20 protein-coding genes and 1 riboswitch are annotated in these 23,147 nt (G+C 68.7%); of the genes, 18 read left to right on the top strand and 2 right to left on the bottom strand.

Features of this window, described 5'->3' with window-relative positions:
* The first annotated feature begins 53 nt into the window (after positions 1-53).
* The 14 genes from CQ040_RS17375 to argH all read left to right on the top strand — a co-directional run bounded on the left by CQ040_RS17375 (position 54) and on the right by argH (position 17,010).
* On the top strand, positions 54-701 hold the full coding sequence (locus CQ040_RS17375) for an amino acid ABC transporter permease (protein ID WP_028503586.1): 648 nt from the start codon (positions 54-56) through the stop codon (positions 699-701).
* A complete protein-coding gene (locus CQ040_RS17370) occupies positions 698-1,600 on the top strand; it encodes an amino acid ABC transporter permease (RefSeq protein ID WP_028503587.1) in 903 nt (300 codons plus the stop codon). Before CQ040_RS17375 ends, CQ040_RS17370 begins: the two co-directional genes overlap by 4 nt.
* Positions 1,601-1,642: 42 nt before the next feature.
* Complete coding sequence (gene pheS, locus CQ040_RS17365) at positions 1,643-2,683, top strand: phenylalanine--tRNA ligase subunit alpha (RefSeq protein WP_105528092.1); 1,041 nt, start codon at positions 1,643-1,645, stop codon at positions 2,681-2,683.
* Complete coding sequence (pheT, locus tag CQ040_RS17360; RefSeq protein ID WP_105528091.1) at positions 2,683-5,193, top strand: phenylalanine--tRNA ligase subunit beta; 2,511 nt, start codon at positions 2,683-2,685, stop codon at positions 5,191-5,193. The genes pheS and pheT overlap by 1 nt, the downstream gene beginning before the upstream one ends.
* Before the next feature lie 552 nt (positions 5,194-5,745).
* The gene (locus CQ040_RS17350; RefSeq protein WP_105528089.1) at positions 5,746-5,997 is read left to right on the top strand and encodes a hypothetical protein; all 252 of its coding nucleotides are present in this window, start codon (positions 5,746-5,748) and stop codon (positions 5,995-5,997) included.
* Positions 5,998-6,042: 45 nt separating this feature from the next.
* Positions 6,043-7,005 carry an NAD-dependent epimerase/dehydratase family protein gene (locus CQ040_RS17345; protein ID WP_105528088.1) on the top strand — a complete coding sequence of 321 codons (963 nt, stop codon included), beginning with the start codon at positions 6,043-6,045 and terminating at the stop codon, positions 7,003-7,005.
* 6 nt (positions 7,006-7,011) lie between these two features.
* A riboswitch (TPP riboswitch) is annotated at positions 7,012-7,106 on the top strand.
* Positions 7,097-7,945: a hydroxyethylthiazole kinase gene (gene thiM / locus CQ040_RS17340; protein ID WP_105528115.1), complete on the top strand. Its 849-nt coding sequence runs from the start codon at positions 7,097-7,099 to the stop codon at positions 7,943-7,945. It overlaps the preceding riboswitch by 10 nt.
* Positions 7,942-10,092 (top strand): bifunctional hydroxymethylpyrimidine kinase/phosphomethylpyrimidine kinase, encoded by a 2,151-nt coding sequence (locus tag CQ040_RS17335; RefSeq protein WP_105528087.1) that lies wholly within the window; start codon positions 7,942-7,944, stop codon positions 10,090-10,092. Before thiM ends, CQ040_RS17335 begins: the two co-directional genes overlap by 4 nt.
* A gap of 239 nt (positions 10,093-10,331) precedes the next feature.
* The gene (gene argC / locus CQ040_RS17330) at positions 10,332-11,384 is read left to right on the top strand and encodes an N-acetyl-gamma-glutamyl-phosphate reductase (RefSeq protein ID WP_105528086.1); all 1,053 of its coding nucleotides are present in this window, start codon (positions 10,332-10,334) and stop codon (positions 11,382-11,384) included.
* Positions 11,381-12,538, top strand: a complete 1,158-nt coding sequence (gene argJ, locus CQ040_RS17325) for a bifunctional glutamate N-acetyltransferase/amino-acid acetyltransferase ArgJ (RefSeq protein WP_105528085.1) — start codon at positions 11,381-11,383, stop codon at positions 12,536-12,538. The genes argC and argJ overlap by 4 nt, the downstream gene beginning before the upstream one ends.
* A complete protein-coding gene (argB, locus tag CQ040_RS17320; RefSeq protein ID WP_105528084.1) occupies positions 12,535-13,452 on the top strand; it encodes an acetylglutamate kinase in 918 nt (305 codons plus the stop codon). The genes argJ and argB overlap by 4 nt, the downstream gene beginning before the upstream one ends.
* A complete protein-coding gene (locus CQ040_RS17315; RefSeq protein ID WP_105528083.1) occupies positions 13,449-14,654 on the top strand; it encodes an acetylornithine transaminase in 1,206 nt (401 codons plus the stop codon). The genes argB and CQ040_RS17315 overlap by 4 nt, the downstream gene beginning before the upstream one ends.
* A complete protein-coding gene (argF, locus tag CQ040_RS17310; protein WP_105528082.1) occupies positions 14,651-15,580 on the top strand; it encodes an ornithine carbamoyltransferase in 930 nt (309 codons plus the stop codon). The genes CQ040_RS17315 and argF overlap by 4 nt, the downstream gene beginning before the upstream one ends.
* Positions 15,580-17,010 (top strand): argininosuccinate lyase, encoded by a 1,431-nt coding sequence (gene argH, locus CQ040_RS17305; protein WP_028503598.1) that lies wholly within the window; start codon positions 15,580-15,582, stop codon positions 17,008-17,010. Before argF ends, argH begins: the two co-directional genes overlap by 1 nt.
* A 65-nt stretch (positions 17,011-17,075) precedes the next feature.
* On the opposite strand, the gene CQ040_RS17300 is transcribed toward argH, so the two are convergent.
* Positions 17,076-17,672 (bottom strand): DUF1349 domain-containing protein, encoded by a 597-nt coding sequence (locus CQ040_RS17300; RefSeq protein ID WP_105528081.1) that lies wholly within the window; start codon positions 17,670-17,672, stop codon positions 17,076-17,078.
* 60 nt (positions 17,673-17,732) lie between these two features.
* Here CQ040_RS17300 and CQ040_RS17295 point away from each other — a divergent pair, with 60 nt between their 5' ends.
* The 4 genes from CQ040_RS17295 to CQ040_RS17280 are packed head-to-tail and all read left to right on the top strand — an operon-like array spanning position 17,733 to position 21,359.
* Positions 17,733-18,377, top strand: coding sequence for a SatD family protein (locus CQ040_RS17295; RefSeq protein ID WP_105528080.1), 645 nt, complete (start codon positions 17,733-17,735; stop codon positions 18,375-18,377).
* A complete protein-coding gene (locus tag CQ040_RS17290; protein ID WP_105528079.1) occupies positions 18,374-19,222 on the top strand; it encodes a hypothetical protein in 849 nt (282 codons plus the stop codon). Before CQ040_RS17295 ends, CQ040_RS17290 begins: the two co-directional genes overlap by 4 nt.
* 28 nt (positions 19,223-19,250) lie before the next feature.
* Positions 19,251-20,552: a tyrosine--tRNA ligase gene (tyrS, locus tag CQ040_RS17285; RefSeq protein ID WP_181157000.1), complete on the top strand. Its 1,302-nt coding sequence runs from the start codon at positions 19,251-19,253 to the stop codon at positions 20,550-20,552.
* 12 nt (positions 20,553-20,564) lie between these two features.
* Positions 20,565-21,359: a DUF4184 family protein gene (locus CQ040_RS17280; protein ID WP_105528077.1), complete on the top strand. Its 795-nt coding sequence runs from the start codon at positions 20,565-20,567 to the stop codon at positions 21,357-21,359.
* On the opposite strand, the gene CQ040_RS17275 is transcribed toward CQ040_RS17280, so the two are convergent.
* A complete protein-coding gene (locus tag CQ040_RS17275) occupies positions 21,344-22,732 on the bottom strand; it encodes a CoA transferase (protein ID WP_105528076.1) in 1,389 nt (462 codons plus the stop codon). The two genes, CQ040_RS17280 and CQ040_RS17275, sit on opposite strands and share 16 nt — an antisense overlap.
* Positions 22,733-23,147 lie beyond the last annotated feature (415 nt).

Below are 23,147 nucleotides of genomic sequence, written 5' to 3'. Positions count from 1 at the left end.
CGCCCCGCTCATCGGCAGGAACCATCCGAGAACTCGAATCGACAGGAGCAGCAGTGGGCGTCATCACTGACCACCTCGACCTCTGGGGTCAAGCACTGTGGGGAACCATCGTGCTGTTCCTGGGCGGCGGCATCATCGCGCTGGTTCTCGGACTCATCGTCGGGGCAGCGAGAGTATCGCCGGTTCCGATCGCACGCGCCGTCGGCGGCATCTATGTGAACTGGATCCGCAACACCCCGCTGACCCTCGTCATGTTCTTCTTCGCGTTCTGCCTGCCGATCCTGCTGGGGGAGCGGGTGAACTCGCTGCTGCTGGCGGTCATCGCCCTCGGGCTCTACACGGCGACCTACGTCGCCGAAGCGCTGCGGGCCGGCATCAACACCGTGCCGGTCGGACAGGCAGAGGCCGCCCGCGCGATCGGTCTGAACTTCGGTCAGGTCATGCGCTACGTGGTGCTGCCGCAGGCGACGCGCTCCGTCGTCCCGCCGATGATGAGCGTCCTCATCGCCCTCATGAAGAACACCACGGTGGCGGCGGGCTTCTCCGTCGTCAACCTCGGCACGATCCGGGCGGCGCTGAGCGAGCGCGGTGAGAACGCACTGGTCGTTCTGCTGTGGGTCATGGTCATCTTCGTGGTGCTGGTGCTGCTGCTCGCCTGGGTGCAGCGCGTTCTCGAGAACAAGTGGAGGATCGCGCGATGAGTTCCGTCCTTTTCGACGTCCCCGGCCCCCGTGCCATCGTCCGCAACAGGCTCATCGGAGCCGTCACGGTACTGGTCGTCCTCGCCGTGCTCGGCTGGGTCGTGTGGAGGCTCTACGCCACCGGGCAGTTCTCCGCGGAGAAGTGGAACATCTTCACGTTCTCCGCCGTCTGGGTGCGTTTCGGTGAGGGACTGCTGGCCACGCTGGCCGCATTCGCGGCTGCCGGCGTCGGATCCATCGTCCTCGGCTTCGTCCTCGGCATCGGGCGCCTGTCGGAGCACGCCTGGGTGCGTGAGCCCGTCCGGTGGATCATCGAGGTGCTGCGAGCGGTGCCCGTGCTCATCCTCATGATGCTGCTGTACTACGGCCTTCCCGTGATCGGCGTGAAGATGCCGCCGTACTGGGCAGTCGTGATCGCACTGATCGTCTACAACGGCTCGGTGCTCGCCGAGGTGCTGCGTGCCGGCATCGAATCGCTCCCTCGCGGACAGCAGGAGGCCGGCTACGCGATCGGACTGCGAAAGACCGGGGTGATGTATTTCATCCTGATCCCGCAGGCCGTGCGGGCCATGATGCCGGTGATCATCGCGCAGCTCGTCGTCGCGCTGAAGGACACCGCGCTCGGGTTCATCATCACGTACCAGGAGCTCCTCTACGTCATCAATCAGATCGGCAACCAGGCGCCCTACGGCTCCCCGCTGATCCCCGCGGCGATCGTCGGCGGTTCAATGTACGTGGCCGTGTGTCTCCTCCTCTCCTACATCGCCTACCGTCTGCAGCGTCGGGCGAAGCGCTCGCCGAAGGCGGGGCCTGCGGTGCCGGATCCCCGTCAGCACGGAGGCGAGACGAACACCTCGCTCATCGTCCTGCAGGGCGATGGATCCGAGGCACAGCGCTGATCCGCGAAAGCGACCCACGCGCCCCCGGTAGACTCGATTCTCGTGTCAGAGTCTCCTGAAATCACCCCGGAAGCGGTCGAAGCCGCTGTCGCCGACGCCCTCGCGGCGATCGCTGCAGCAACCGACACCGCCGAGCTGAAAGCGGCTCGTGCCGCCCACGTCGCCGACGGATCGCCGCTCGCGGTCCTGAACGCCTCGATGCGACAGGTCGCGCCAGAGAACAAAGCCGCTTTCGGCAAGCTCGTCGGTCAGGGACGTGGGCAGGTGACACAGGCCCTCGCCGCCAAGGAGGCGGAGCTTGCCGCCGCAGAGGTCACCGCGCGTCTCGAAGCCGAGCGGATCGACATCACGGCTGTGCCCTCGCGCACGCGCGTCGGTGCCCGGCACCCGCTCACCCTCCTCCAGGACCAGGTCTGCGACATCTTCGTCGGCATGGGCTGGGAGATCGCGGAGGGCCCGGAGCTCGAGCACGAGTGGTTCAACTTCGACGCCCTGAACTTCGACGTCGACCACCCCGCCCGCCAGGAGCAGGACACGTTCTACGTCGATCCGACCTCGCGTCACCTGGTGATGCGCACGCACACGAGCCCGGTGCAGGTGCGGTCGATGCTCGACCGTGAGGTGCCGATCTACGTGCTGTGTCCCGGCCGTGTCTACCGCACCGACGAGTTCGACGCCACGCACCTGCCGGTCTTCACCCAGTTCGAGGGTCTCGTGATCGACAAGGGCATCACGATGGCGCACCTCAAGGGCACGCTCGACCACTTCGCGAAGCAGCTCTTCGGCCCCGAGGCCAAGACGCGCTTCCGCACCAACTACTTCCCCTTCACCGAGCCCTCCGCCGAGCTCGACCTGTGGCACCCGACCTTCAAGGGCGGCGCGCGCTGGATCGAGTGGGGCGGTTGCGGCATGGTCAACCCGAACGTGCTGCGCGCGGCCGGGATCGACCCGGAGGTGTACAGCGGCTTCGCGTTCGGCATGGGTATCGAGCGAGGTCTGATGTTCCGCAGTGACGTCCAGGACATGCGCGACATGGCCGAGGGCGATGTCCGATTCAGCGAGCAGTACGGGATGGTGGTGTGATGCGCGTCCCGCTTTCGTGGCTGCGTGAGTACGTCGATCTGGCAGCGGATGCCACGCCCGAGGACGTCCTCGAGGCCCTGGTGACCGTCGGCTTCGAGGAAGAAGACGTGCACCGCTTCGACATCACTGGCCCCGTGGTCGTCGGCCAGGTCGTCTCGATCGAACCCGAGCCGCAGTCCAACGGCAAGACCATCAACTGGTGCCAGGTCGACGTGGGCGAGGAGAACGGTGGCATCCGCGGGATCGTCTGCGGTGCGCACAACTTCGGCGTGGGGGACAAGGTCGTCGTGACTCTGCCGGGCGCCGTGCTGCCAGGGCCGTTCCCGATCGCCGCCCGCAAGACCTACGGTCATGTCTCGGACGGCATGATCGCCTCGGCGCGCGAGCTGGGCCTCGGCGATGAGCACAACGGCATCGTGGTGCTCTCCGACCTCGGCATCGACGCACCCGTCGGCACCGATGCGATCGCGCTGCTGGGTCTGGATGACGTGGCGGTCGAGATCAACGTCACGCCCGACCGCGGCTACGCCTTCTCGTTGCGTGGCGTGGCTCGCGAGTACTCGCACGCCACCGGCGCGACTTTCCGTGATCCCGCAGAGCGTGACTTCGCCGAACTGCAGCCGGGCAGCGGTCACACCACGATCGTCGATGACGCCGCTCCCGTGCGCGGACGCGTCGGCGCGAGCGAGTTCGTGACCCGTGTCGTGCGCGGCGTCGACCCCTCGCGTCCCACCCCGCCGTGGATGATCGCGCGGCTCAGCCTCGCCGGCATGCGCTCACTGGGCGTGCTGATCGACATCACCAACTATGTGATGCTCGAACTCGGCCAGCCGCTGCACGGCTACGACCTCGACAAGCTCGATGGCGGCATCACGGTCCGTCGCGCGACGCCGGGTGAGAAGATGACGACGCTCGACGGCCAGGAGCGCGCGCTCCACGTCGAGGACCTGCTCATCACCGACGGCTCCGGCCCGATCGGTCTCGCCGGCGTCATGGGCGGCGGCACGACCGAGATGAGTGAGACCACGACGAACGTGCTGATCGAGGCCGCGAGCTTCGACCCCACGACGATCGCCCGCACCGCTCGTCGACACAAGCTGCCCAGTGAAGCGTCCAAGCGCTTCGAGCGCGGTGTCGACCCGCTGATCCCGTTCGTGGCTGCCCGTCGCGCGGCCGACCTCATGGTCGAGCTCGCCGGTGGCACGCTGACCGAAGAGGGCGGTGCGCTCTTCGCCGAGGTCTTCGTGGGCGAGATCGAACTGCCTGCCGGCTTCGTGCAGGGTCTCATCGGCGTCGACTACACCGATTATGAGATCGTCGGCGCTCTGACCACCATCGGCGCCGATGTCAGCGCATCCGACGGGAGTTCCGGTTGGACGGTGATCCCGCCGACCTGGCGACCCGACCTCACCGACAAGTGGACGCTCGCCGAGGAGGTCGCCCGCATCCACGGGCTCGACCGCATCCCCTCGGTGCTGCCCACCCCGCCGTCCGGCCGCGGGCTCACGGCGCACCAGCAGGGCCGTCGCCGCGTGGCTGACGCTCTGGCCGCCGCGGGGCTCGTCGAGACGCCGGCGTTCCCGTTCACCACAGACGTGCAGAACGACCTGCACGGGTCGGCCTCGGGCGAGCACCTGCCGAGCATCCGCCTGGCGAACCCGCTCGACGGACAGGCGCCGTTTCTGCGGCGATCGCTCATCCCGGGTCTGCTGCTGACCGCGCACCGCAACATCTCGCGCGGTCTGACCGACCTCGCGATCTTCGAGACCGGTGCCGTGTTCCTGCCGGAGCCGGGCGTCGAGTACGGCACAGACGAGGTGCCGCCGCTCGGTGAGCGTCCGTCCGACGAGACTCTCGCAGCGCTGTACGCCTCCATCCCGCCACAGCACCGCTTCATCGCCGCGCTGCTGACCGGGTACGTGGCGCCGCGTCAGCCCGGCCGTCCGGCAGAGGTGGCAGGGCTGGTCGAGGCGCTGGATGCCGTCCGTGTCATCGCGGCTGCAGCCGGTGTCGAGATCGATGTGGTCCAGGCTGAGCGCGCGGCGCTCCACCCCGGTCGCACGGGGTCGCTCCTGGTCGCAGGGGAAGAGGTCGGCTACGTCGGCGAGCTGCACCCGGCAGTGGCCGAAGGCGCCGATCTTCCCGGTCGCGCCACTGTGCTGGAGATCGACCTCGACCTCATCCTGTCTCTCGCAGGCGGGCGTGTGGTCGCCGCGTCGCTGTCGACGTTCCCCGCGGCGACGCAGGACGTCTCGCTCACTGTGCCGGCCGAGGTGCCGGCCGCAGACGTGCAGGCAGCTCTTGCCGAGGGCGCCGGTGCGCTGCTCGAGTCGGTGCGCCTCGTGGACGACTACCGCGGTGAGGGCGTTCCGGAGGGCTCGAAGAGCCTGACCTTCGCGCTGCGGTTCCGCGCCGACGACCGCACGCTCACCGCAGCGGAGGCCACCGCGGCCAAGCTCGCCGGTGTCGCGGTCGCAGCGGAGCGTTTCGGAGCAGCACTGCGCGACTGAACACACCCTCGGACGAACTGCGTCGCTCTTCGGGCGATCGGGGACGGCGCCGGAGTACCGTGGCGGGATGAGCATCCTCCCCCAGGGCACTCCGGCCGCCGTTCCGGACGATGCGCGACCGCTCGGAGAGGGACCGTTCCTCGAGCCCGGTGCGCAGATCGACTGGCACTACCGGAAGCCGGGGTGGCAGCCGGGGGAGCCATCGAGGATCTCCCCGATGCGCGTGGTGCGGGACGACGAGCACGGGCTCGTGGCATGGCTCGCACCCGGGACGCTGCAGGAGGCACCGGGGTCTCTCGACGGACAGCGTGTGCGCGAGGTACCGCTCGACCGGCGTTGGATCGAGCCCCGGACGCGCATCATCGAGCGCTGGCGAGGCAACGGGGTGCTGTGCATCGCGCCCGCGGGAATGCCGTGGTCGGTCTGGTTGTTCTGGAGCGACACCACGGGGGAGGACTGGGAGTTCGCCGGCTGGTACATCAACCTCGAGAATGCGCACCTGCGCACCTGCGCACCGACCACGACACGTACTCGTCCGACCACATCCTCGATGTGGAGATCGATGCGGACGGCGGCATCCACCTCAAGGACGAGGATGAGCTCGTCGCTGCGATCGAGCAAGGGCGGCTCAGCCCCGAACAGGCCGCGCAGATCGAGCGGCATGCGGACGCGGCGATCGCCTCATTCGAGGCCGACGACTGGCCGTTCGATGCCGAGTGGCGGCACTGGCAGCCTGACCCGGTGTGGACCGTTCCGGTGCTCGCGGGTCTGGACCAACTGGGGCCGAGAGCCGATCTGCTCTGAGCGGAAGCGGTTCCGCAGGAGATCGGTACCTGATGACATGGAGCCATGACAGATGTTCTGATCCTCGGCGGCACGGGCTGGCTCTCCGGACGCATCGCCCGGCGATGGCTCGACGAAGGCGCCACGGTGACCTGCCTCGCTCGCGGCACGCGCCCGGCGCCAGAGGGCACCGTCCTCGTGCGCGGCGACCGCGACGATTCCGGCGTGTACGCCGACCTCGCACGACGCGACTGGGATCAGGTCGTCGACATCTCGTCGCAGGCGGCACACGTCGAGCGTGCGGTCGACGCTCTCGGAGACCGTGCCGCGCGCTGGACGTACGTGTCGTCGGTGTCGGTCTACGCCGACGACGCTACGACTGGAGCGGATGAGTCGGCCCCACGTCATCCGGCCGCCGGCCCCGGCGACGAGTACGAGTACGGCGCGCAGAAGGCTGCGTCCGAAGATGCTGTCGGACGACTGGGCGAGCGGGCCCTCGTTGTGCGCCCTGGGCTCATCGTGGGCGACGGAGATCCCAGCGACCGGTTCGGCTACTGGGGTGCTGCGTTCGCGCGAGCGGGCTCGGAGCCCGTGCTGCTGCCGCCGCTTGCAGGCAGAAGCGCGCAGGTCATCGACGTCGACGACCTCGCCGCCTACGTCGTCACGGCCACCCGCAGCGGAGCTGTCAACGCCGTGGGGGATGAGCATCCTCTCGCCGTTCTGCTGGAGGCGGTTCGTGTCGCGGCCGGGCACACCGGTGACACGGTCGTCGCCGAAGAGGAGTGGCTTCTCGCCCACGAGGTCGACTACTGGGCGGGGCCTCGTTCGCTGCCGATGTGGCTTCCGGCCGAGATGACGGGCTGGATGACCCGCTCGAACAGCGCATTTCACGCGAGCGGCGGGCGGCTCCGTCCCCTCGCCGACACCGTAGAGCGCATCGTCGCGGATGAACGGGAGCGCGGTGTCGACCGGGATCGCAGCGCCGGACTCACGCGAGCGGAGGAGTGGGAACTGCTGGCCGATCGCTAGACTTCGAGCAGTGACACGGGGTGCCGCAATCCGCGGCTGAGAACAGACCCGTCGAACCTGATCTAGTTCGTACTAGCGAAGGGATGTCGCGATGAGCGATCTTCTGCGTCCTGATTCCACCATCGACCTCGCCGGTTCCGCCGCGGCCCTGCTGGGGGTGCTTCGCGAAGCGCCCCCGTTGACGCACTGCATCACCAACGCGGTGGTCACGGGCTTCACCGCCAACGTGCTGCTGGCTCTCGGCGCCGCCCCCGCGATGGTCGACATCGTCGATGAGGCGGGGATGTTCGCCGGGATCGCCTCGGGAGTGCTGATCAACCTGGGCACGCCCACTCCCGAGCAGCGGGCGGCGAGTCTGGAAGCCGTCGCCGGCGCCACGGCATCCGGGACGCCCTGGGTGCTCGACCCGGTCGCCGTCGGCGCTCTCCCGGTGCGCACGGCTCTCGCGCACCGGCTGATCGAGCAGCGTCCGACCGCGATTCGCGGAAATGCCTCCGAGATCCTCGCCGTCGCCGGGCTCAGCGCCGGAGGTCGCGGGGTGGACGCGACCGACAGCACGGATGCGGCGGCCGATGCCGCCGTCGCTCTCGCTCAACGGACGGGCAGCGTTGTCGCGGTGTCGGGCCCGATCGATCTCATCACCGACGGGTTTCGAGTGCTGCGCTTGGCGAACGGCCATGAGCTTCTGACGCGCGTCACCGGCGGAGGGTGTGCCCTCGGGGCGGTGATGGCCGCCTTCCTCGGGGCCGCCAGGGAGACCGAGCACGATGCGCTCACCGCCGTCGCGGCTGCGAGCCTCGTCTACACGATCGCTGCCGAGCGGGCCGCAGCGAGTGCGACCGGACCGGGCAGCTTTGCCGTCGCGCTGCTGGACGCTCTCGCCGCGGTGGGCCCTGACGACATCAGAGCCGGTGCGCGCGTCGAAGGCGGCACCCTGTGAACGCGGATCTGTCCCTCTACCTCGTCACGGATGAAGCGCTCTGCGGAGACCGCGGCGTCGTCGAGACCGTGCGTCTGGCGGTCGACGGCGGGGTGCGCATAGTCCAGCTGCGTGCCAAGGCTGCGACCGATGCGGAGACGGTCGAGCAGTTGATCGCCCTGTCGCGGGTGATCGACGGACGGGCGCTGCTCGTCGTGAACGACCGGCTGGATGCTGCTGTCACAGCCCGTGGACGCGGCGCGCGGGTCGATGGTGTGCACCTCGGGCAGGGCGACGCGTCGGTGCTGCGGGCGCGCGAAGCGCTGGGACCCGACGCGTTGATCGGTCTCACCGCGAACAGCCCGGCGCACCTCGAGGCGGTTCGTGCGCTTCCGGCCGGAACCGTGGACTACCTCGGGGTCGGGGTGATCAGGCCGACGACCACCAAAGCGGACCATCCTGCACCGCTCGGTGTCGACGGCTTCGCTGCCTTCGTGGCAAGCAGTCCGCTCCCGTGCGTGGCGATCGGCGGCGTTGGCATCGACGACACCGAGTCCCTGCGCGAAGCCGGTGCGGTCGGACTCGCGGTGGTCTCGGCATTGTGCGCCGCCGACGACCCTGAGGTGATGGCCGGGGCGTTCCGGCGTCGGTGGCTCGCGGCATCCGTGCCGAGGGTTCTCAGCATCGCCGGGAGTGATCCGTCCGGAGGTGCCGGTATCCAGGCCGACCTCAAGTCCATCGCCGCGAACGGCGGCTACGGCATGGCCGTGCTCACCGCGCTGACCGCGCAGAACACGCGGGGAGTGCGCGCGGTGCATGTCCCGCCGGCCGACTTCCTCCGCGCCCAGCTCGACGCCTTGTCGGACGACATCGTGATCGACGCCGTGAAGCTCGGGATGCTGGCGGATGCGGAGGTCATCCGCACCGTCGGCGAGTGGCTCGAAGCCGTGCGCCCGCCGATCGTGGTGCTCGACCCCGTCATGGTCGCGACCTCCGGCGACAGGCTGCTCGCTCCGGATGCAGAGCGTGCACTGCGCGAGCTCCTCAGCCGCGCGACCCTGGTCACCCCGAACCTTGCGGAGCTCACTGTGCTGTCGGGCCGCGAGATCGTGGACTGGAACGACGCGATCTCCGCCGCGGAGGAGCTGTCGGCCGAGGTCGGGGCCGCCATCCTGGTCAAGGGTGGTCATCTCACGGGCGACGATGCTCCGGATGCACTGGTCGATGCCCGTCGAGGACTGCGGGAGGAGTTCAGCGGATCCCGCATCCCGACCGGCAACACGCACGGCACCGGCTGCTCGCTGTCCTCGGCCCTCGCCACGTTGCTCGCGCGCGGAGAGGAACCGGCCGACGCGGTGCTCGCCGCCAGGACGTGGCTGCGTGAGTCGCTCCGCGCGGGGGAGTCGCTGCGGGTCGGGCGTGGTCACGGTCCGATCAGCCATTTCGCAGGACTCTGGGGGCGCGCGGGTGCCGATCCCAGGCCGGAAGCGAGCGACATCGCCGCCGACTGGTGGCAGCAGATCTCCGGCATCAGGGCGGGGATCGACGAGCTGCCGTTCATCCGCGCGCTCGCTGACGGCTCCCTGGCGCGTGCCCCGTTCCTGTTCTACCTCGCGCAGGATGCGCTGTACCTGCGTGAGTACGCGCGCGTCCTCGCCGAGGCCGCGCGGCTCGCGCCCACGTCGGCCGAGCGGGCGTTCTGGGCGGACTCCGCGCACGGATCTATCGTTGGCGAGCTCGAACTGCATGCCTCGTGGCTGACTCCGGCACAGGGCGTCACCGCGGCGACGTTCGCGGCTGAACCGGCACCCGCGACCACTGCCTACCTCGACCATCTGCGCTCCGTCGCGTTCGGCGGCGACTATGCGGAGACCGTCGCCGCCGTGCTTCCGTGCTTCTGGCTCTACACCGACCTCGGCCGACGCCTGCACTCGGGGGAGTTCGGGGCGTTCGCGCGGGATCCGGAGCATCCCTTCGCCTCCTGGCTGTCGACGTACGCGGATCCGGCCTTCGAGGACGCTACGGAGAAGGCGATCGTCTACGCCACCGAGGCAGCGGCGCGAGCGGATGCCGGAACGCGGGCGCGGATGCGGCGGGCGTTCGAGGTGTCGAGCGCGCACGAGCTCACCTTCTTCGCCGCGCCGCTGGAGTCGCACCATGTCGGATGACGGATCGGATTTGCGGTGGCAGCCGCGGCCGCGCTACTGTCGCGACATGCCTTCGGCCGCCACCGCTTCTTCGACGCTCGCTCCGAGCGTCATCGCTGTGCGCCGACGCCGCGGCCGCCGACTGTAGGCGACCCCGCCCTCCTGCCTGCGCACGCACGGCGGTCGAGAGCCGGTGTCGCCGCCTCCGGCCCCGTCCCTGGTCCCGGTTTCATCGTGGGCCCGACCGTTAAGGTAGAAGCATGACGTATTCCGTCGCCGTCTCCGGCGCATCCGGCTACGCAGGCGGCGAGATTCTGCGCATCCTGGCCGATCATCCCGACATCGAGATCCGCACCGTCACGGCGCATTCGAACGCCGGACAGCCTCTCATCGATCACCAGCCGCATCTGCGCTCGCTCGCACATCTCACCCTGCAGGACACGACGCCCGAGATTCTCGCCGGCCATGACATCGTGTTCCTCGCGCTCCCGCACGGTCAGTCGGGGCAGTACACCGATGCCCTGGGCGACACTGCACTCGTGATCGACGCGGGGGCCGATCACCGGCTCACGTCGGCGTCGGCTTGGGAGGCGTTCTACGGCGGGACATTCCACGAGCCGTGGACCTACGGTGTCCCTGAGCTCCTGGTGGGTGGGGGGAAGCAGCGTGAGAACCTCCACGGGGCGACGCGTATCGCCGCTCCCGGCTGCAACGCCTCGACGGTGAGCCTCAGCCTCGCGCCGGGTGTCGCCGCCGGAGTGATCGACCCCTCAGACATCGTGTCGGTGTTGGCCGTCGGCCCCTCCGGCGCAGGCAAGAGCCTCAAGACCAACCTGCTCGGCAGCGAGATCCTCGGTACCGCGAACCCGTATGCGGTCGGCGGATCACATCGGCACATCCCGGAGATCCGCCAGGCGCTCGCCGCGGCTTCCGGTGCTGACGCCGATGGCATCCGGATCTCGTTCACGCCGGTACTGGTCCCGATGTCGCGGGGAATCCTCGCCACATCGACCGCGCCGATCGTCGAGGGCGTGACCGACGAACAGATCCGCGATGCGTGGCAGAACGCCTACGGCGACGAGACCTTCGTGCAGCTGCTGCCGGAGGGACGCTTCCCGCGTACAGCTGACGTGCTCGGCGCGAACACCGCGCTGATCGGCCTCGCGATCGATCGTGCCGCGAACCGGGTCACCGTGGTCACCGCGGTCGACAACCTCGTCAAGGGCACTGCAGGAGCAGCCATCCAGTCCATGAACATCGCGCTGGGACTTCCCGAGAACCGCGCCCTCTCAGTGAACGGAGTCGCGCCGTGAGCGTCACCGCCCCCGCAGGATTCGAGGCGGCCGGTGTCGCCGCTGGGCTCAAGTCCACCGGCAAGCCGGATGTCGCCGTCGTCGTCAACCGCGGACCCCGCAAGGTCGGCGCTGCCGTCTTCACGAGCAACCGCGCCAAGGCCAACCCGATCATCTGGTCGCAGCAAGCCGTCGCCGATCGCATCGTCGAAGCCGTCGTGCTCAACTCCGGCGGGGCCAACTGCTTCACCGGCGCGTTCGGGTTCCAGACCACGCACCAGACCGCCGAGAAGGCGGCCGAGCTCCTCGGCGTCAGCGCCGGCGACGTGCTGATCTGCTCCACCGGACTCATCGGAACCGGAGACGAGACGTTCCGCGCCCGGGTGCTCGCCGGCACCGAACAGGCGATCGCCGAGCTCAGTGCCAGCGGCGGAGAGAGTGCCGCGCACGCCATCATGACCACTGACACGGTCGCGAAGACCGCCGTGATCAGCCGCGACGGCTGGACGATCGGCGGCATGGCGAAGGGCGCTGGCATGCTCGCGCCTGGCCTCGCCACGATGCTCGTGGTGATCACGACCGACGCGCTCCTCGAACCGCTCCAGGCTGATGAGGCGCTGCGGCGCGCGACGGCAAAGACGTTCGATCGTCTCGACTCCGACGGCTGTATGTCGACGAACGATCAGGTCACGCTCCTCGCCAACGGTGCTTCCGAGGTCGCCCCCGATCTCGATGACTTCGTGGCAGCCCTCACGGAGCTGTGCCAGGAGCTCGCGGTCAAGCTGCAGGGCGACGCCGAGGGCGCGAGCCACGACATCACGATCGAGGTGCAGCACGCGGTGTCCGAGCAGGACGCTGTCGAGGTCGGCCGCTCGGTCGCCCGCAACAACCTCTTCAAGGCCGCCATCTTCGGCAACGACCCGAACTGGGGGCGAGTGCTCGCGGCGATCGGCACGACCAACGCACAGTTCGACCCCTACGACGTCGATGTGTGGATGAACGGTGTGCGGGTCTGCACCGAGGGGGGACCAGACCGCCCCCGTGAGGAGGTCGACCTGACCCCGCGGGCGACCCACCTGGTCATCGACCTGAAGGTCGGAGACCAGGCGGCGACCGTGCTCACCAACGATCTCACCCATGACTACGTGCACGAGAACAGCGCCTACGCCTCATGACCGATATCCAGGACACCACTCCCGACATCGCCGCGCTGAAAGCGACGACCCTCATCGAGTCGCTGCCGTGGCTCAAGAAGTTCCGCGACCAGATCGTGGTCGTCAAGTACGGCGGCAACGCCATGGTGTCGGACGAGCTCCAGGAGGCTTTCGCCCAGGACATCGCGTATCTCCGTTACGTCGGAGTGCTGCCCGTCGTCGTGCACGGCGGCGGCCCGCAGATCTCCGACATGCTGCAGCGGCTCGAGATCCCCAGCGAGTTCAAGGGCGGATACCGCGTCACGAACACCGAGGCGATCGGCGTCGTGCGCATGGTGCTCACCGGGCAGGTGAACCCGCAGCTCGTCACCCGGATCAACTCGCACGGACCGATCGCGACCGGACTCAGCGGTGAGGACGCCGGGCTCTTCGGCGGCCGTCGACGCGGCGTCGTGATCGATGGGGAAGAGGTGGACCTCGGCCGCGTCGGCGATGTCGTGGAGGTCGATCCCACTCCGGTGCTCGATCACCTCGCGGCCGGTCGCATCCCGGTGGTGTCGAGCATCGCGCCCGACCTCGACCACCCCGGCCAGTCCCTGAACGTCAACGCGGATGCCGCAGCCGCTGCGCTCGCGGTGTCGCTGAACGCACGCAAACTCGTGATCCTCACGGATGTGCCCGGGCTCTACGCCGACTGGCCCAATCGCGACTCGCTCGTCTCGCACCTGACCTCGGACGACCTCATCGAGATGCTGCCGAAGCTCGAGTCGGGGATGATCCCCAAGATGCGCGCATGCCTCGATGCCGTCGAGGGCGGCGTCGACGCTGCGGCGATCATCGACGGCCGGGTGCCGCACTCGGTGCTCGTCGAACTTTTCACCAGCAAGGGAATCGGGACCGAAGTGGTTCTGGGAAAGACGGAGGTGACGGCATGACCGTCTGGCAGGACGATGCGGCACGCGATCTGGTGCTCAATGCGGGAGACCGACTGGCGATGCTGGTCCGCGGCGAAGGCTCGTACCTGTGGGATGCCGATGGTCGACGCCACCTCGATTTCCTCGCCGGGATCGCTGTGACCTCACTCGGTCACGCGCACCCGACCTTCGTCGCGGCCGTCTCGGCCCAGGCGGCCACGCTCGCGCATGTGTCGAACTACTTCGCCACGCCGCCTCAGCTGGCTCTCGCCGCACGGCTCAAGCGCCTCGCCGGTGCCGGCATCGACGGCCGGGTGTTCTTCTCGAACTCGGGTGCCGAGGCCAACGAAGCGGCTTTCAAGCTCGCCCGCCTGCACGGCGGCGCGGAGCGCCCCCGCATCCTCGCGCTCGAGAACGGCTTCCACGGTCGCACGATGGGGTCGCTCGCGCTGACGGCGAAGGCATCCATGCGCGCGCCGTTCGAGCCGATGCCGGCGGGAGTCGAGCACATCCCGGCCACGATCGAGGCTCTGGAAGCGGCGATCGACGACCGTGTCGCCGCCATCATCGTCGAACCGATTCAGGGCGAAGCCGGAGTCGTCGAGCTGCCGGAAGGGTATCTCGCTGCGGCGCGCTCACTGACCCTCGCGCACGGTGCGCTGCTGATCGTGGACGAGATTCAGACCGGTGCGGGCCGCACGGGCGAGTGGTTCGGCTTCACCCACGAGGGCATCACTCCCGACGCCATCACCCTCGCGAAGGGTATCGGCGGAGGCTTCCCGATCGGCGCGCTGGTCACCTACGGCGCTGCCAGTTCGCTGTTCACCCCGGGGTCGCATGGCTCCACCTTCGGGGGGAACCCGCTCGCGACCGCGGTCGCCGATGCGGTGCTCGCCGAGATCGAGAGCGCGGGTCTGGTCGAGAACGCCGCTCGTCGCGGCGCCGAGCTGCGCGAGATCCTGCTCGGCATCGACTCCCCGCTGATCGCCGGAGTGCGCGGACGCGGCCTCCTCATCGGGGTGGCGCTGTCCGCTCCGGTCGCCGGCGCGGTCGTCGAGGCCGCCCAGGAGCGCGGCCTCATCGTCAACGCCGCCAACCCCGAGACCGTGCGCATCGCTCCGGCTCTCAACATCGGCGACGCCGAGCTGGCCGAGTTCCGCGACCTCTTCGTCGCCGCGCTCGCCGATGTCCAGGCCTCTGTTTCCGGAAAGGTATCCGCATGACCCGCCACCTGCTGCGCGACGACGATCTGACCCCCGCCGAGCAGGCCGAGATCCTCGATCTCGCCCTCGAGCTCAAGAAGGACCGCTGGGCCGACAAGAGCCTCGCCGGCCCGCAGACGGTCGCTGTGATCTTCGACAAGTCCTCCACCCGCACCCGTGTCTCGTTCGCGGTGGGAATCGCCGACCTCGGCGGCTCGCCCTTGATCATCTCGACCGCGAACAGCCAGCTCGGGGGCAAGGAGACACCCTCCGACACCGCCCGGGTGCTCGAGCGTCAGGTCGCGGCGATCGTCTGGCGCACGTATGCACAGTCGGGCCTCGAGGAGATGGCCGAAGGCACCCGTGTCCCGGTCATCAACGCTCTCTCGGATGACTTCCACCCGTGCCAGCTTCTGGCCGACCTGCTCACGATCCGCGAGCACAAGGGCGAGCTCAAGGGGCTCACCCTCACGTTCTTCGGCGATGGTCAGAGCAACATGGCGCACTCGTACGCGCTCGCCTGTGTCACGGCGGGAATGCACGTGCGCATCACCTCCCCAGCGGACTACGCGCCGCGAGCCGACGTGATCGAGGCCGCTGATCGCCGCGCTGCCGAGACCGGTGGGTCGATCACGCTCTACACCGACCCGGTCGAGGCGGCAGCAGGCGCCGATGTCGTGGTCACCGACACGTGGGTGTCGATGGGCAAGGAAGAGGAGAAGCTCGCGCGCATCCGCGACCTCGGCGACTTCAAGGTCACGCCCGAGACGATGACGCTCGCCGACTCCGAGGCGATCTTCATCCACTGCCTTCCCGCCGACCGCGGCTACGAGGTGGACTCCTCGGTCATCGACGGTCCGCAGAGCGTGGTCTGGGATGAGGCCGAGAACCGGCTGCATGCGCAGAAGGCCCTCCTGGTCTGGCTGCTCGGCAAGAAGGACGCGTGATGACCGACTCGACGCACGAAGGCACCAACGAGGGCGCGCTGTGGGGCGCTCGCTTCGCCACGGGCCCCTCGCCCGAGCTGGTAGAGCTCAGCCGCTCCACGCACTTCGACTGGATCCTCGCGCCGTACGACATCGCCGGCTCCCACGCGCATGCCACCGCGCTCGCGGCGGCCGGGTATCTCGAACCCGACGAGGCACAGCGCATGCACGAGGGGCTGGATGCCGTGGCGCGCAAGGTCGCCGATGGAACCCTGCGCCCGGTGCCGACGGACGAGGACGTGCATGGCGCGCTCGAGCAGGCGCTGATCGCCGAGCTCGGGCCTGAGCTGGGCGGGCGCCTCCGCGCCGGTCGCAGCCGCAACGACCAGATCGCCACCCTCGTGCGCATGTACCTGATCGACCACGCTCGGGTGATCGCCCGCGACATCCTGCGCGTGATCGATGCCCTGGTCGCCCAGTCCGAGGCGCATCCCGCAGCGATTCTCCCCGGACGCACGCACCTGCAGCATGCGCAGCCGGTGCTGCTCGCCCATCACCTGCAGGCGCACGGCTGGCCGCTGGTGCGCGAGCTCGAACGGCTCGTCGACTGGCGTCGACGCGCCGGTGTCTCGCCCTACGGCGGGGGAGCGCTGGCTGGTTCCACGCTCGGTCTCGACCCCGCACTCGTGGCGACGGAGCTGGGTCTTGACCGTCCGTCCGAGAACTCACTCGACGGCACCGCTGCCCGCGACGTCGTGGCGGAGTTCGCCTTCATCACGGCCATGACGGGGGTCGACATCTCGCGTCTGTCGGAGGAGATCATCCTCTGGAACACGCGCGAATTCGGCTTCGTCACTCTCGACGACGGCTACTCGACGGGGTCGAGCATCATGCCGCAGAAGAAGAATCCCGACATCGCCGAGCTCGCCCGCGGCAAGTCCGGGCGGCTCATCGGCAACCTCTCCGGTCTGCTGGCCACGCTCAAAGGCCTGCCGCTCGCGTACAACCGCGATCTTCAGGAGGACAAGGAGCCGGTCTTCGACTCGGTGCAGACTCTCGAGGTCGTGCTCCCCGCCTTCGCCGGAATGATCGCGACCCTGCGTTTCGACACCGAGCGGATGGCGGCCCTGGCGCCGCAGGGCTTCTCCCTCGCGACGGATGTGGCGGAGTGGCTCGTGAAGCGCCGGGTGCCGTTCCGCGATGCGCACGAGATCTCGGGTGCGCTGGTGCGTGCGTGCGAGGAACAGGGGATCGGACTGGAGGACGCGTCCGACGAGCTGCTGCTCTCGGTGTCCCCGCATCTGGTGCCGGAGGTGCGCGAGGTGCTCACGATCGAGGGGTCGGTCGCATCCCGGACCGGTGTCGGAGGCACAGCTCCCGTCCGGGTCGCCGAGCAGCGCGCTGAGCTCGTCGCCCGCGCACAGGCCGCGGCGCACGCTCTCGGCCTGTAGGTCGACAGCGGTCGGCGGCTCGCAGCCCCAGCTGCTCAGAGTTGCTCAGTGCAGCTCGGAGTTGCTCAGTGCAGCTCGGTGTCGGCCGCCGACCGCTCCCATCGGGTGAACCGCACGGTGAGTCCGGCGCGGGTCGGTGCGGCGAGGAAGGGTCCGGCAGATGCCGCGGCCTCTTCGTCGAAGGGGGCGACCCTCACCAGTCGCCACGGGCCGTCATCGGCGCGGGCGCGCACGATCACGGAATCCGCCCAGCGGCTCACCCGCACCGTGATCTCGCTCTCGAGCCATTCGTCGACGTGTCCGACAGACCAGTCCGAGCCCCCGGCGGTGACCACGGCACCGAGTCCGAGGTGATCGTCGGCGTACTCGAGGCCCGTCTTGACCCAGTGCTCGTCGTCGATGTGGACGAAGACGCCGGCCTGATCGAACTGGTCGTCCCACGGTGCGCGGAACGACACCTCCATCGCCTCGCCCACGGCGAGCGGGGCGAGAAGCGCGTGCTCGGTGTCGTGCACGAAGCCGTAGGCGGTGTGCCGCCAGGCGTCGCTGCCTTCTACGGCCGTGACGTCGAGATGCTCGGAGTCGTGAGGCAGGACTGAGGGGGAGGCGGGGGCGTTCGTCCAGGTTCCGTCGGACCACGGGATGATGTGCGATTCAGGCATGTTCTCAAGATATAGCCATAAAACGCATAAGTCGAGAGTTATTCGTGCTACGGTTATGCCATGGTCATCGCGGTACTCGCCGACATCGTGGGCTCTCGCAAGCTCGACGATCGCACGGCCGCGCAACGCGTGCTCGATGAGACCATAGCCAGGGTCGAGACCGATCTCCCGCTGGCGAGTCAGCCGCTCACTCCCACCGTGGGTGACGAGCAGCAGGGCGTCTACGCCGAGCTCGGCGACGCGTTGGTCTCGCTCCTGATGATCCAGCTCCGATTGCCTGATGGGATCGCCTTCCGCTTCGGCATCGGGGTGGGTGAGGTGCGGCCGGTCGAATCCGTGCACGGCGAGCTCGCCGACGGTCCCGGCTGGTATGCCGCCCGTGCGGCGATCGAGACCGTGCATGTGCGCGAGGGGCGCGCCGTGCCGCGCACGCGGACGTGGATTGTCGGATCCCCGGGGCAGGATGAGGTCATGCAGAGCACGATCGCCGCGTCGAACGCCTACCTCCTCGTTCGCGACGAGCTGGTCGGAGCGATGAACGAGCGCGAGCGGCGCCTCACCTACGGTCGTCTCCTCGGGCGTTCGCAGCAGGAACTCGCGGCACAAGAGGGCATCACTCAGCCGAGTGTCTCGAAGTCTCTGCGCAACGCGGGCACTGCGGCCCTCATCGAAGGGGTCGCCGCACTTCGGGGGGAACGGGCATGATCGTCGCCGGCTTCATCCTCCTTGCGGTGGGTGCCGCCGATCTGGTGCGCCAGTTCGCGCCACGACGCTGGATCGGCTACCTCTGCGTTGCCGTCATCCTGCTTCTGCTCGGCAGCGTCAGTGACGCACTCGTGCCGATGGCGCTCGCGCTCGTCGCCGGAGCCCTGTGGGTGTGGTCCATGCCCACCGAGCGGTCGGCCCGGCTGGGGTTCTGGCCCGCCGTGCTGCTGGCGGTCGTGAGCGTCGGCGCCGTCGTGTGGCTCGGCGCCCGCACGGACTCAGGCCTGATCGGCGCTGTCTGGAGCATCCGTTCGCCGTTCGGCGAGGTCCCGTTCGACCTCGCGATGCTCGCACTGGGGGCCGGCGTCTTCCTCCTCGAATCCGGGAACCTCGTGGTGCGCGCGGCGCTCGACGGAGAACACACCTGGCGTCCCGCCGACCCGGCGCCGACAGGCACAGCGGCCGAGACGCCGACCGGCACAGCGGCCGAGACGCCGACGGCGGCAGTGGTGCCCGAGACGAACGCGGCACCAGACGCGGTCGATTCCGCCGGGTCCGAGGTCGGCCCCGAGCCGAACCCCTCGCCGCGCGAACAGCGCAACGGGTTCAAGGGTGGTCGACTGATCGGGCCGCTGGAGCGCATCCTCGTGCTGATCCTCACGCTCGCCGCGGCCTACCCGATTCTGGCTGCGATGCTCGCGGCCAAGGGCATCGTCCGATTCCCCGAGATATCCCGCGACGGCGAGACCGGAGCCCGTGCCGAGTACTTCCTCGTCGGCAGTCTGGTGAGCTGGGTGATCGCCCTCGGCGCCGCCTTCCTCGTGTGGTGGGCTGCGCACAGCTGAGCCACGACGCGCTGATAGCCTGGAACGCGTGTCAACTCCCGATCTGACGACCGCACCCCAGGCGATCGATCCCACGTTCGAGAACGTGTGGGACGAACTCGTGTGGCGTGGCCTGGTCCATGTGTCCACCGACCAGGAGGCGCTGCGCGCCCTGCTCGCGGGAGACCCGATCACGTACTACTGCGGGTTCGATCCGACGGCGGCGAGTCTGCACCTGGGAAACCTCGTGCAGCTGCTCACGATGCGTCGGCTCCAGCTCGCCGGACACAAGCCGCTCGGGCTGGTCGGCGGGTCGACCGGCCTCATCGGCGATCCGCGCCCCACTGCCGAGCGCACCCTGAACACGCGCGAGACCGTCGAGGAGTGGGTCGGTCGCCTGCGCACCCAGGTCGAGCGCTACCTGAGTTTCGAAGGCGACAACGCCGCGCGCATGGTGAACAACCTCGACTGGACGGCGCCGATGTCGGCGATCGACTTCCTGCGTGAGATCGGCAAGTACTACCGGGTCGGCACGATGCTCAAGAAAGATGCCGTCGCTGCACGGTTGAACTCCGACGAGGGCATCAGCTACACCGAGTTCAGTTACCAGATCCTGCAGGGCATGGACTACCTCGAGCTGTACCGCCAGTACGACTGTGTGCTGCAGACCGGCGGGTCGGACCAGTGGGGCAACCTCACCAGCGGTACCGACCTCATCCGTCGCGCCGAGGGCGTGGCCGCGCACGCGATCGGCACCCCGCTGATCACGAACAGCGACGGCACCAAGTTCGGCAAGAGCGAGGGCAACGCCATCTGGCTCGACGCCGAGATGTGCAGCCCGTACCGGATGTACCAGTTCTGGTTGAGCACGACGGATGCCGACGTCGTCGAACGTCTGAAGGTCTTCACGTTCCTCAGCAGGTCTGAGATCGACGAGTACGCAGAACTGGTGGCCACCGAGCCGTTCCGTCGAGCCGCTCAGAAGCGTCTCGCGCTCGAAGTGGTCGCGACCGTGCACGGCATCGATGCGACTGCTGCCGTGATCGCGGCATCCGAGGCCCTGTTCGGTCAGGGAGATCTGACCGCGCTCGATGCGGATACGCTCCGCACGGCGCTCGAAGAGCTTCCGAACGCGAAGGTCGCCGCCGGAAGCCCGGTGGTCGATGCCCTGGTCGCGACGGGACTGGTGGCGAGTCTGTCCGAGGCGCGGCGCGCGATCTCGCAGGGCGGTGTCAGGCTCGACGGGGCACGCGTCGAAGATGAGGCGGCCACGGTTCAGGGGACTCTTCCCGGGGGAGTCTCCGTGCTCCGCCGTGGCAAGAAGACCCTTGCCGGCGTCTTCCTCGGCTGACGTTCCAGACGGATGCCGTTCACTCCGAGTCACGCAGTCCTCGCGCTGCCGTTCATCCGGACGCCGCTGGTACCTGCGGCGATCGCGATCGGTGCGATGGCGCCGGATCTGCCGCTGTTCGTGCGGGGTGTCGGTCTGAACTACTCGTTCACCCACACGTTCGGCAACGTCGTCTGGACGGCGCTGATCGCCTTCGTCCTGTTCCTGCTCTGGAGAGTCGTGCTGCGCCCGGCGATTCCCGAGCTCGCTCCGCTGTGGCTGGCGCGACGTCTTCCGAAGGACTGGAACGACGGCGGTGTCGCAGCGGCGGGCGCCGCGGTCGGTGTGGGGCAGAAGCGCATGTATCCGGTCCTGCTCGCGGTGTCGTTCGTGATCGGAGTGCTTTCGCACATCGTCTGGGACCTCTTCACGCATGAGGGCCGCTCAGGCGTGCAGCTGGTCCCGGGTCTCGATGCGATGTGGGGGCCGATGCCCGGCTTCAAATGGCTTCAGCATGGCTCGAGCGTGATCGGTCTCGTCATCATCGGCATCTGGGCGCTGCTCTGGCTCCGCCGGAGCGAACCGCGCCCCGGTGTCACGCAGTCACTTGCGCCGGCGATCCGTGTCGCGTGGTGGGTGTCGCTTCCGGTGCTCCTCGTCGGCGCATGGGTCGGGGGACTCATCGCGTTCGGACCGCTCGATGCGGAGTTCACCCTTCAGCACCTCGCCTACCGGGTGCTTCCTCCCGCGTGCGCTCTGTGGGGAGCGATCACTTTGGTGCTCTGCATCGTGCTCACCGTGCGCGGACGCCGTCACCAGACGGGTTGATCCGACGCCCAGGCGTGCGGCGCGCCGAACTCGTAGCCGGGCAGTGCCGGTCGCGCGGTCACGAGGACCTTCCCACCGACGTCGAATCGTGCGAGATGCCGTCCGGTGTCGAACTCGGCGCCGGCTCCGGGCTCTGTCCGACGCGGCATGCCGAGAAGCTCCGCAGCGACTCGGCGGAGTGAGGTGCTGACGTACCAGGATCCGCCTTCTCGGGAACGACGACTCACCAGCGACGTCACCGCAGCGGCCAGCAGATACCCGGCGCTGTGGTCCAGTGCCTGTGCGGGAAGAGCACCCGGGGTCTCGCCGTCCGGCGACTCGATGAGCGAGATTCCGGATGCGGCTTGCACGAGGCTGTCGAATCCGGCGCGATCGGGATGCTCGGTGCCCCAGGCGCTGAGCTGCGCGACGATCAGGCCCGGATATCGACGCGCGAGGTCGACCGGGTGCAGCCCCAGACGCTCGAGCGCAGCGGGACGGTACCCGAGCACGACCACGTCGGCGTCGGCGAGCAACTCCTGCAGTCGGGACGAATGAGCATCCAGCAGCGCCGACCGCTTGCCGTGCCCGGTGTCCAGATGCTGCCATTCCGGCTCCGGCAGATGAGGCGGATCGATGCGCAGGACGTCGGCTCCGAGGAGCGCGAGCGTCCGCGAACAGACGGGGCCGGCGATGACCCTGGTCAGGTCTAGAACGCGGATGCCGTCGAGGGGGAGGGGCGTTTGATGCCGAGTAGCCGCAGCGGCAGATCGCGAGCGTGCACCAATCGGCACATCGACTCGGCTGATCTCGAGCAGTGGTCGCTCGCGGAGCGACTCGTCGGCTGCGGGGTCCTCGGGCGCGACCGGCACCGCCAGGCCACCGGCCGCCGTGATCGAGGAGACCGACTCCGCGGTGCTCTGCTCGGCGAGTGCATCGCGGACGGACGAGGCGTCGGCATCGTCACGCAGGTGCAGGCCCTTGCGGAGACCGGCTGCATGGTGCGGATAGTTGCCGTGAGTGCGCACCCACCCGTCTGAGGTGCGCCAGAAGCCGGAGAACGGAGACCATACCGGGGGAGCGGCGCCGTCGATAGTCAGAAACCTGTCGCTACGGTACGCCGTGGCGATCCGCTCGGGGTCGACGGATGCGGGGGAGCGCCCGATGGCGAGAGCGACGGCGCCGACGCTCGCCCAGGCGAGCTCGCCCGTGGCCAGGTGTGAGGGAAGTGGGACGGCAGGATGCTCCGGTGAGGATCCATGCTCGGTGGAGAACCCGAGTTCGCTCCGGACACGATCGAGCACGAATGTCCCGGCGCGAGCTCGTTCGAGATCGTTGCTCTCGGTGCGTACGGGATAGCGGCGTGAAAGGGGGCGATCCGCGGGCGACTGCATGGCGCGATCGTACTCCGAGCGGTCCGTAGCGGTGAAAACCAGCTCTGATCCGGAGGAAACCACGACGTAGGTCGTGACGACACGCCCGGGGGGTGTGGCCCGATTTGCCAGAACCCTGGGATCCGCGTAACTTATTACTTGTTCGCCCCACAGGGAAGCGGAGGAGCCAAGAGCTTCACCCCCCTCAAGCGGAGAACCACCTCCCGATCCTCTCTCACTTGAGAGTTCAGACGCTTGCGTCTAGGATGGGAGATCCACCCCATCTGCGGCTGTCATCAGCTGCGCAGCGGATCGAAGATTCGCACGGCGCGCCGATTTGACAAGCGAGACAGGGTGGCTAAGATAGAGAAGTTGCCCTGCGGGCCTGGCTGTGATGGCTGGGTCGTGGGAGCATCCGATCCTTGAGAACTCAACA

The organism is Microbacterium sp. MYb54 (assembly GCF_002979515.1).
GTDB lineage: Bacteria > Actinomycetota > Actinomycetes > Actinomycetales > Microbacteriaceae > Microbacterium.
Note: the sequence above shows the minus strand (reverse complement) of the source record. Positions and strands in the feature narration are given on the sequence as shown.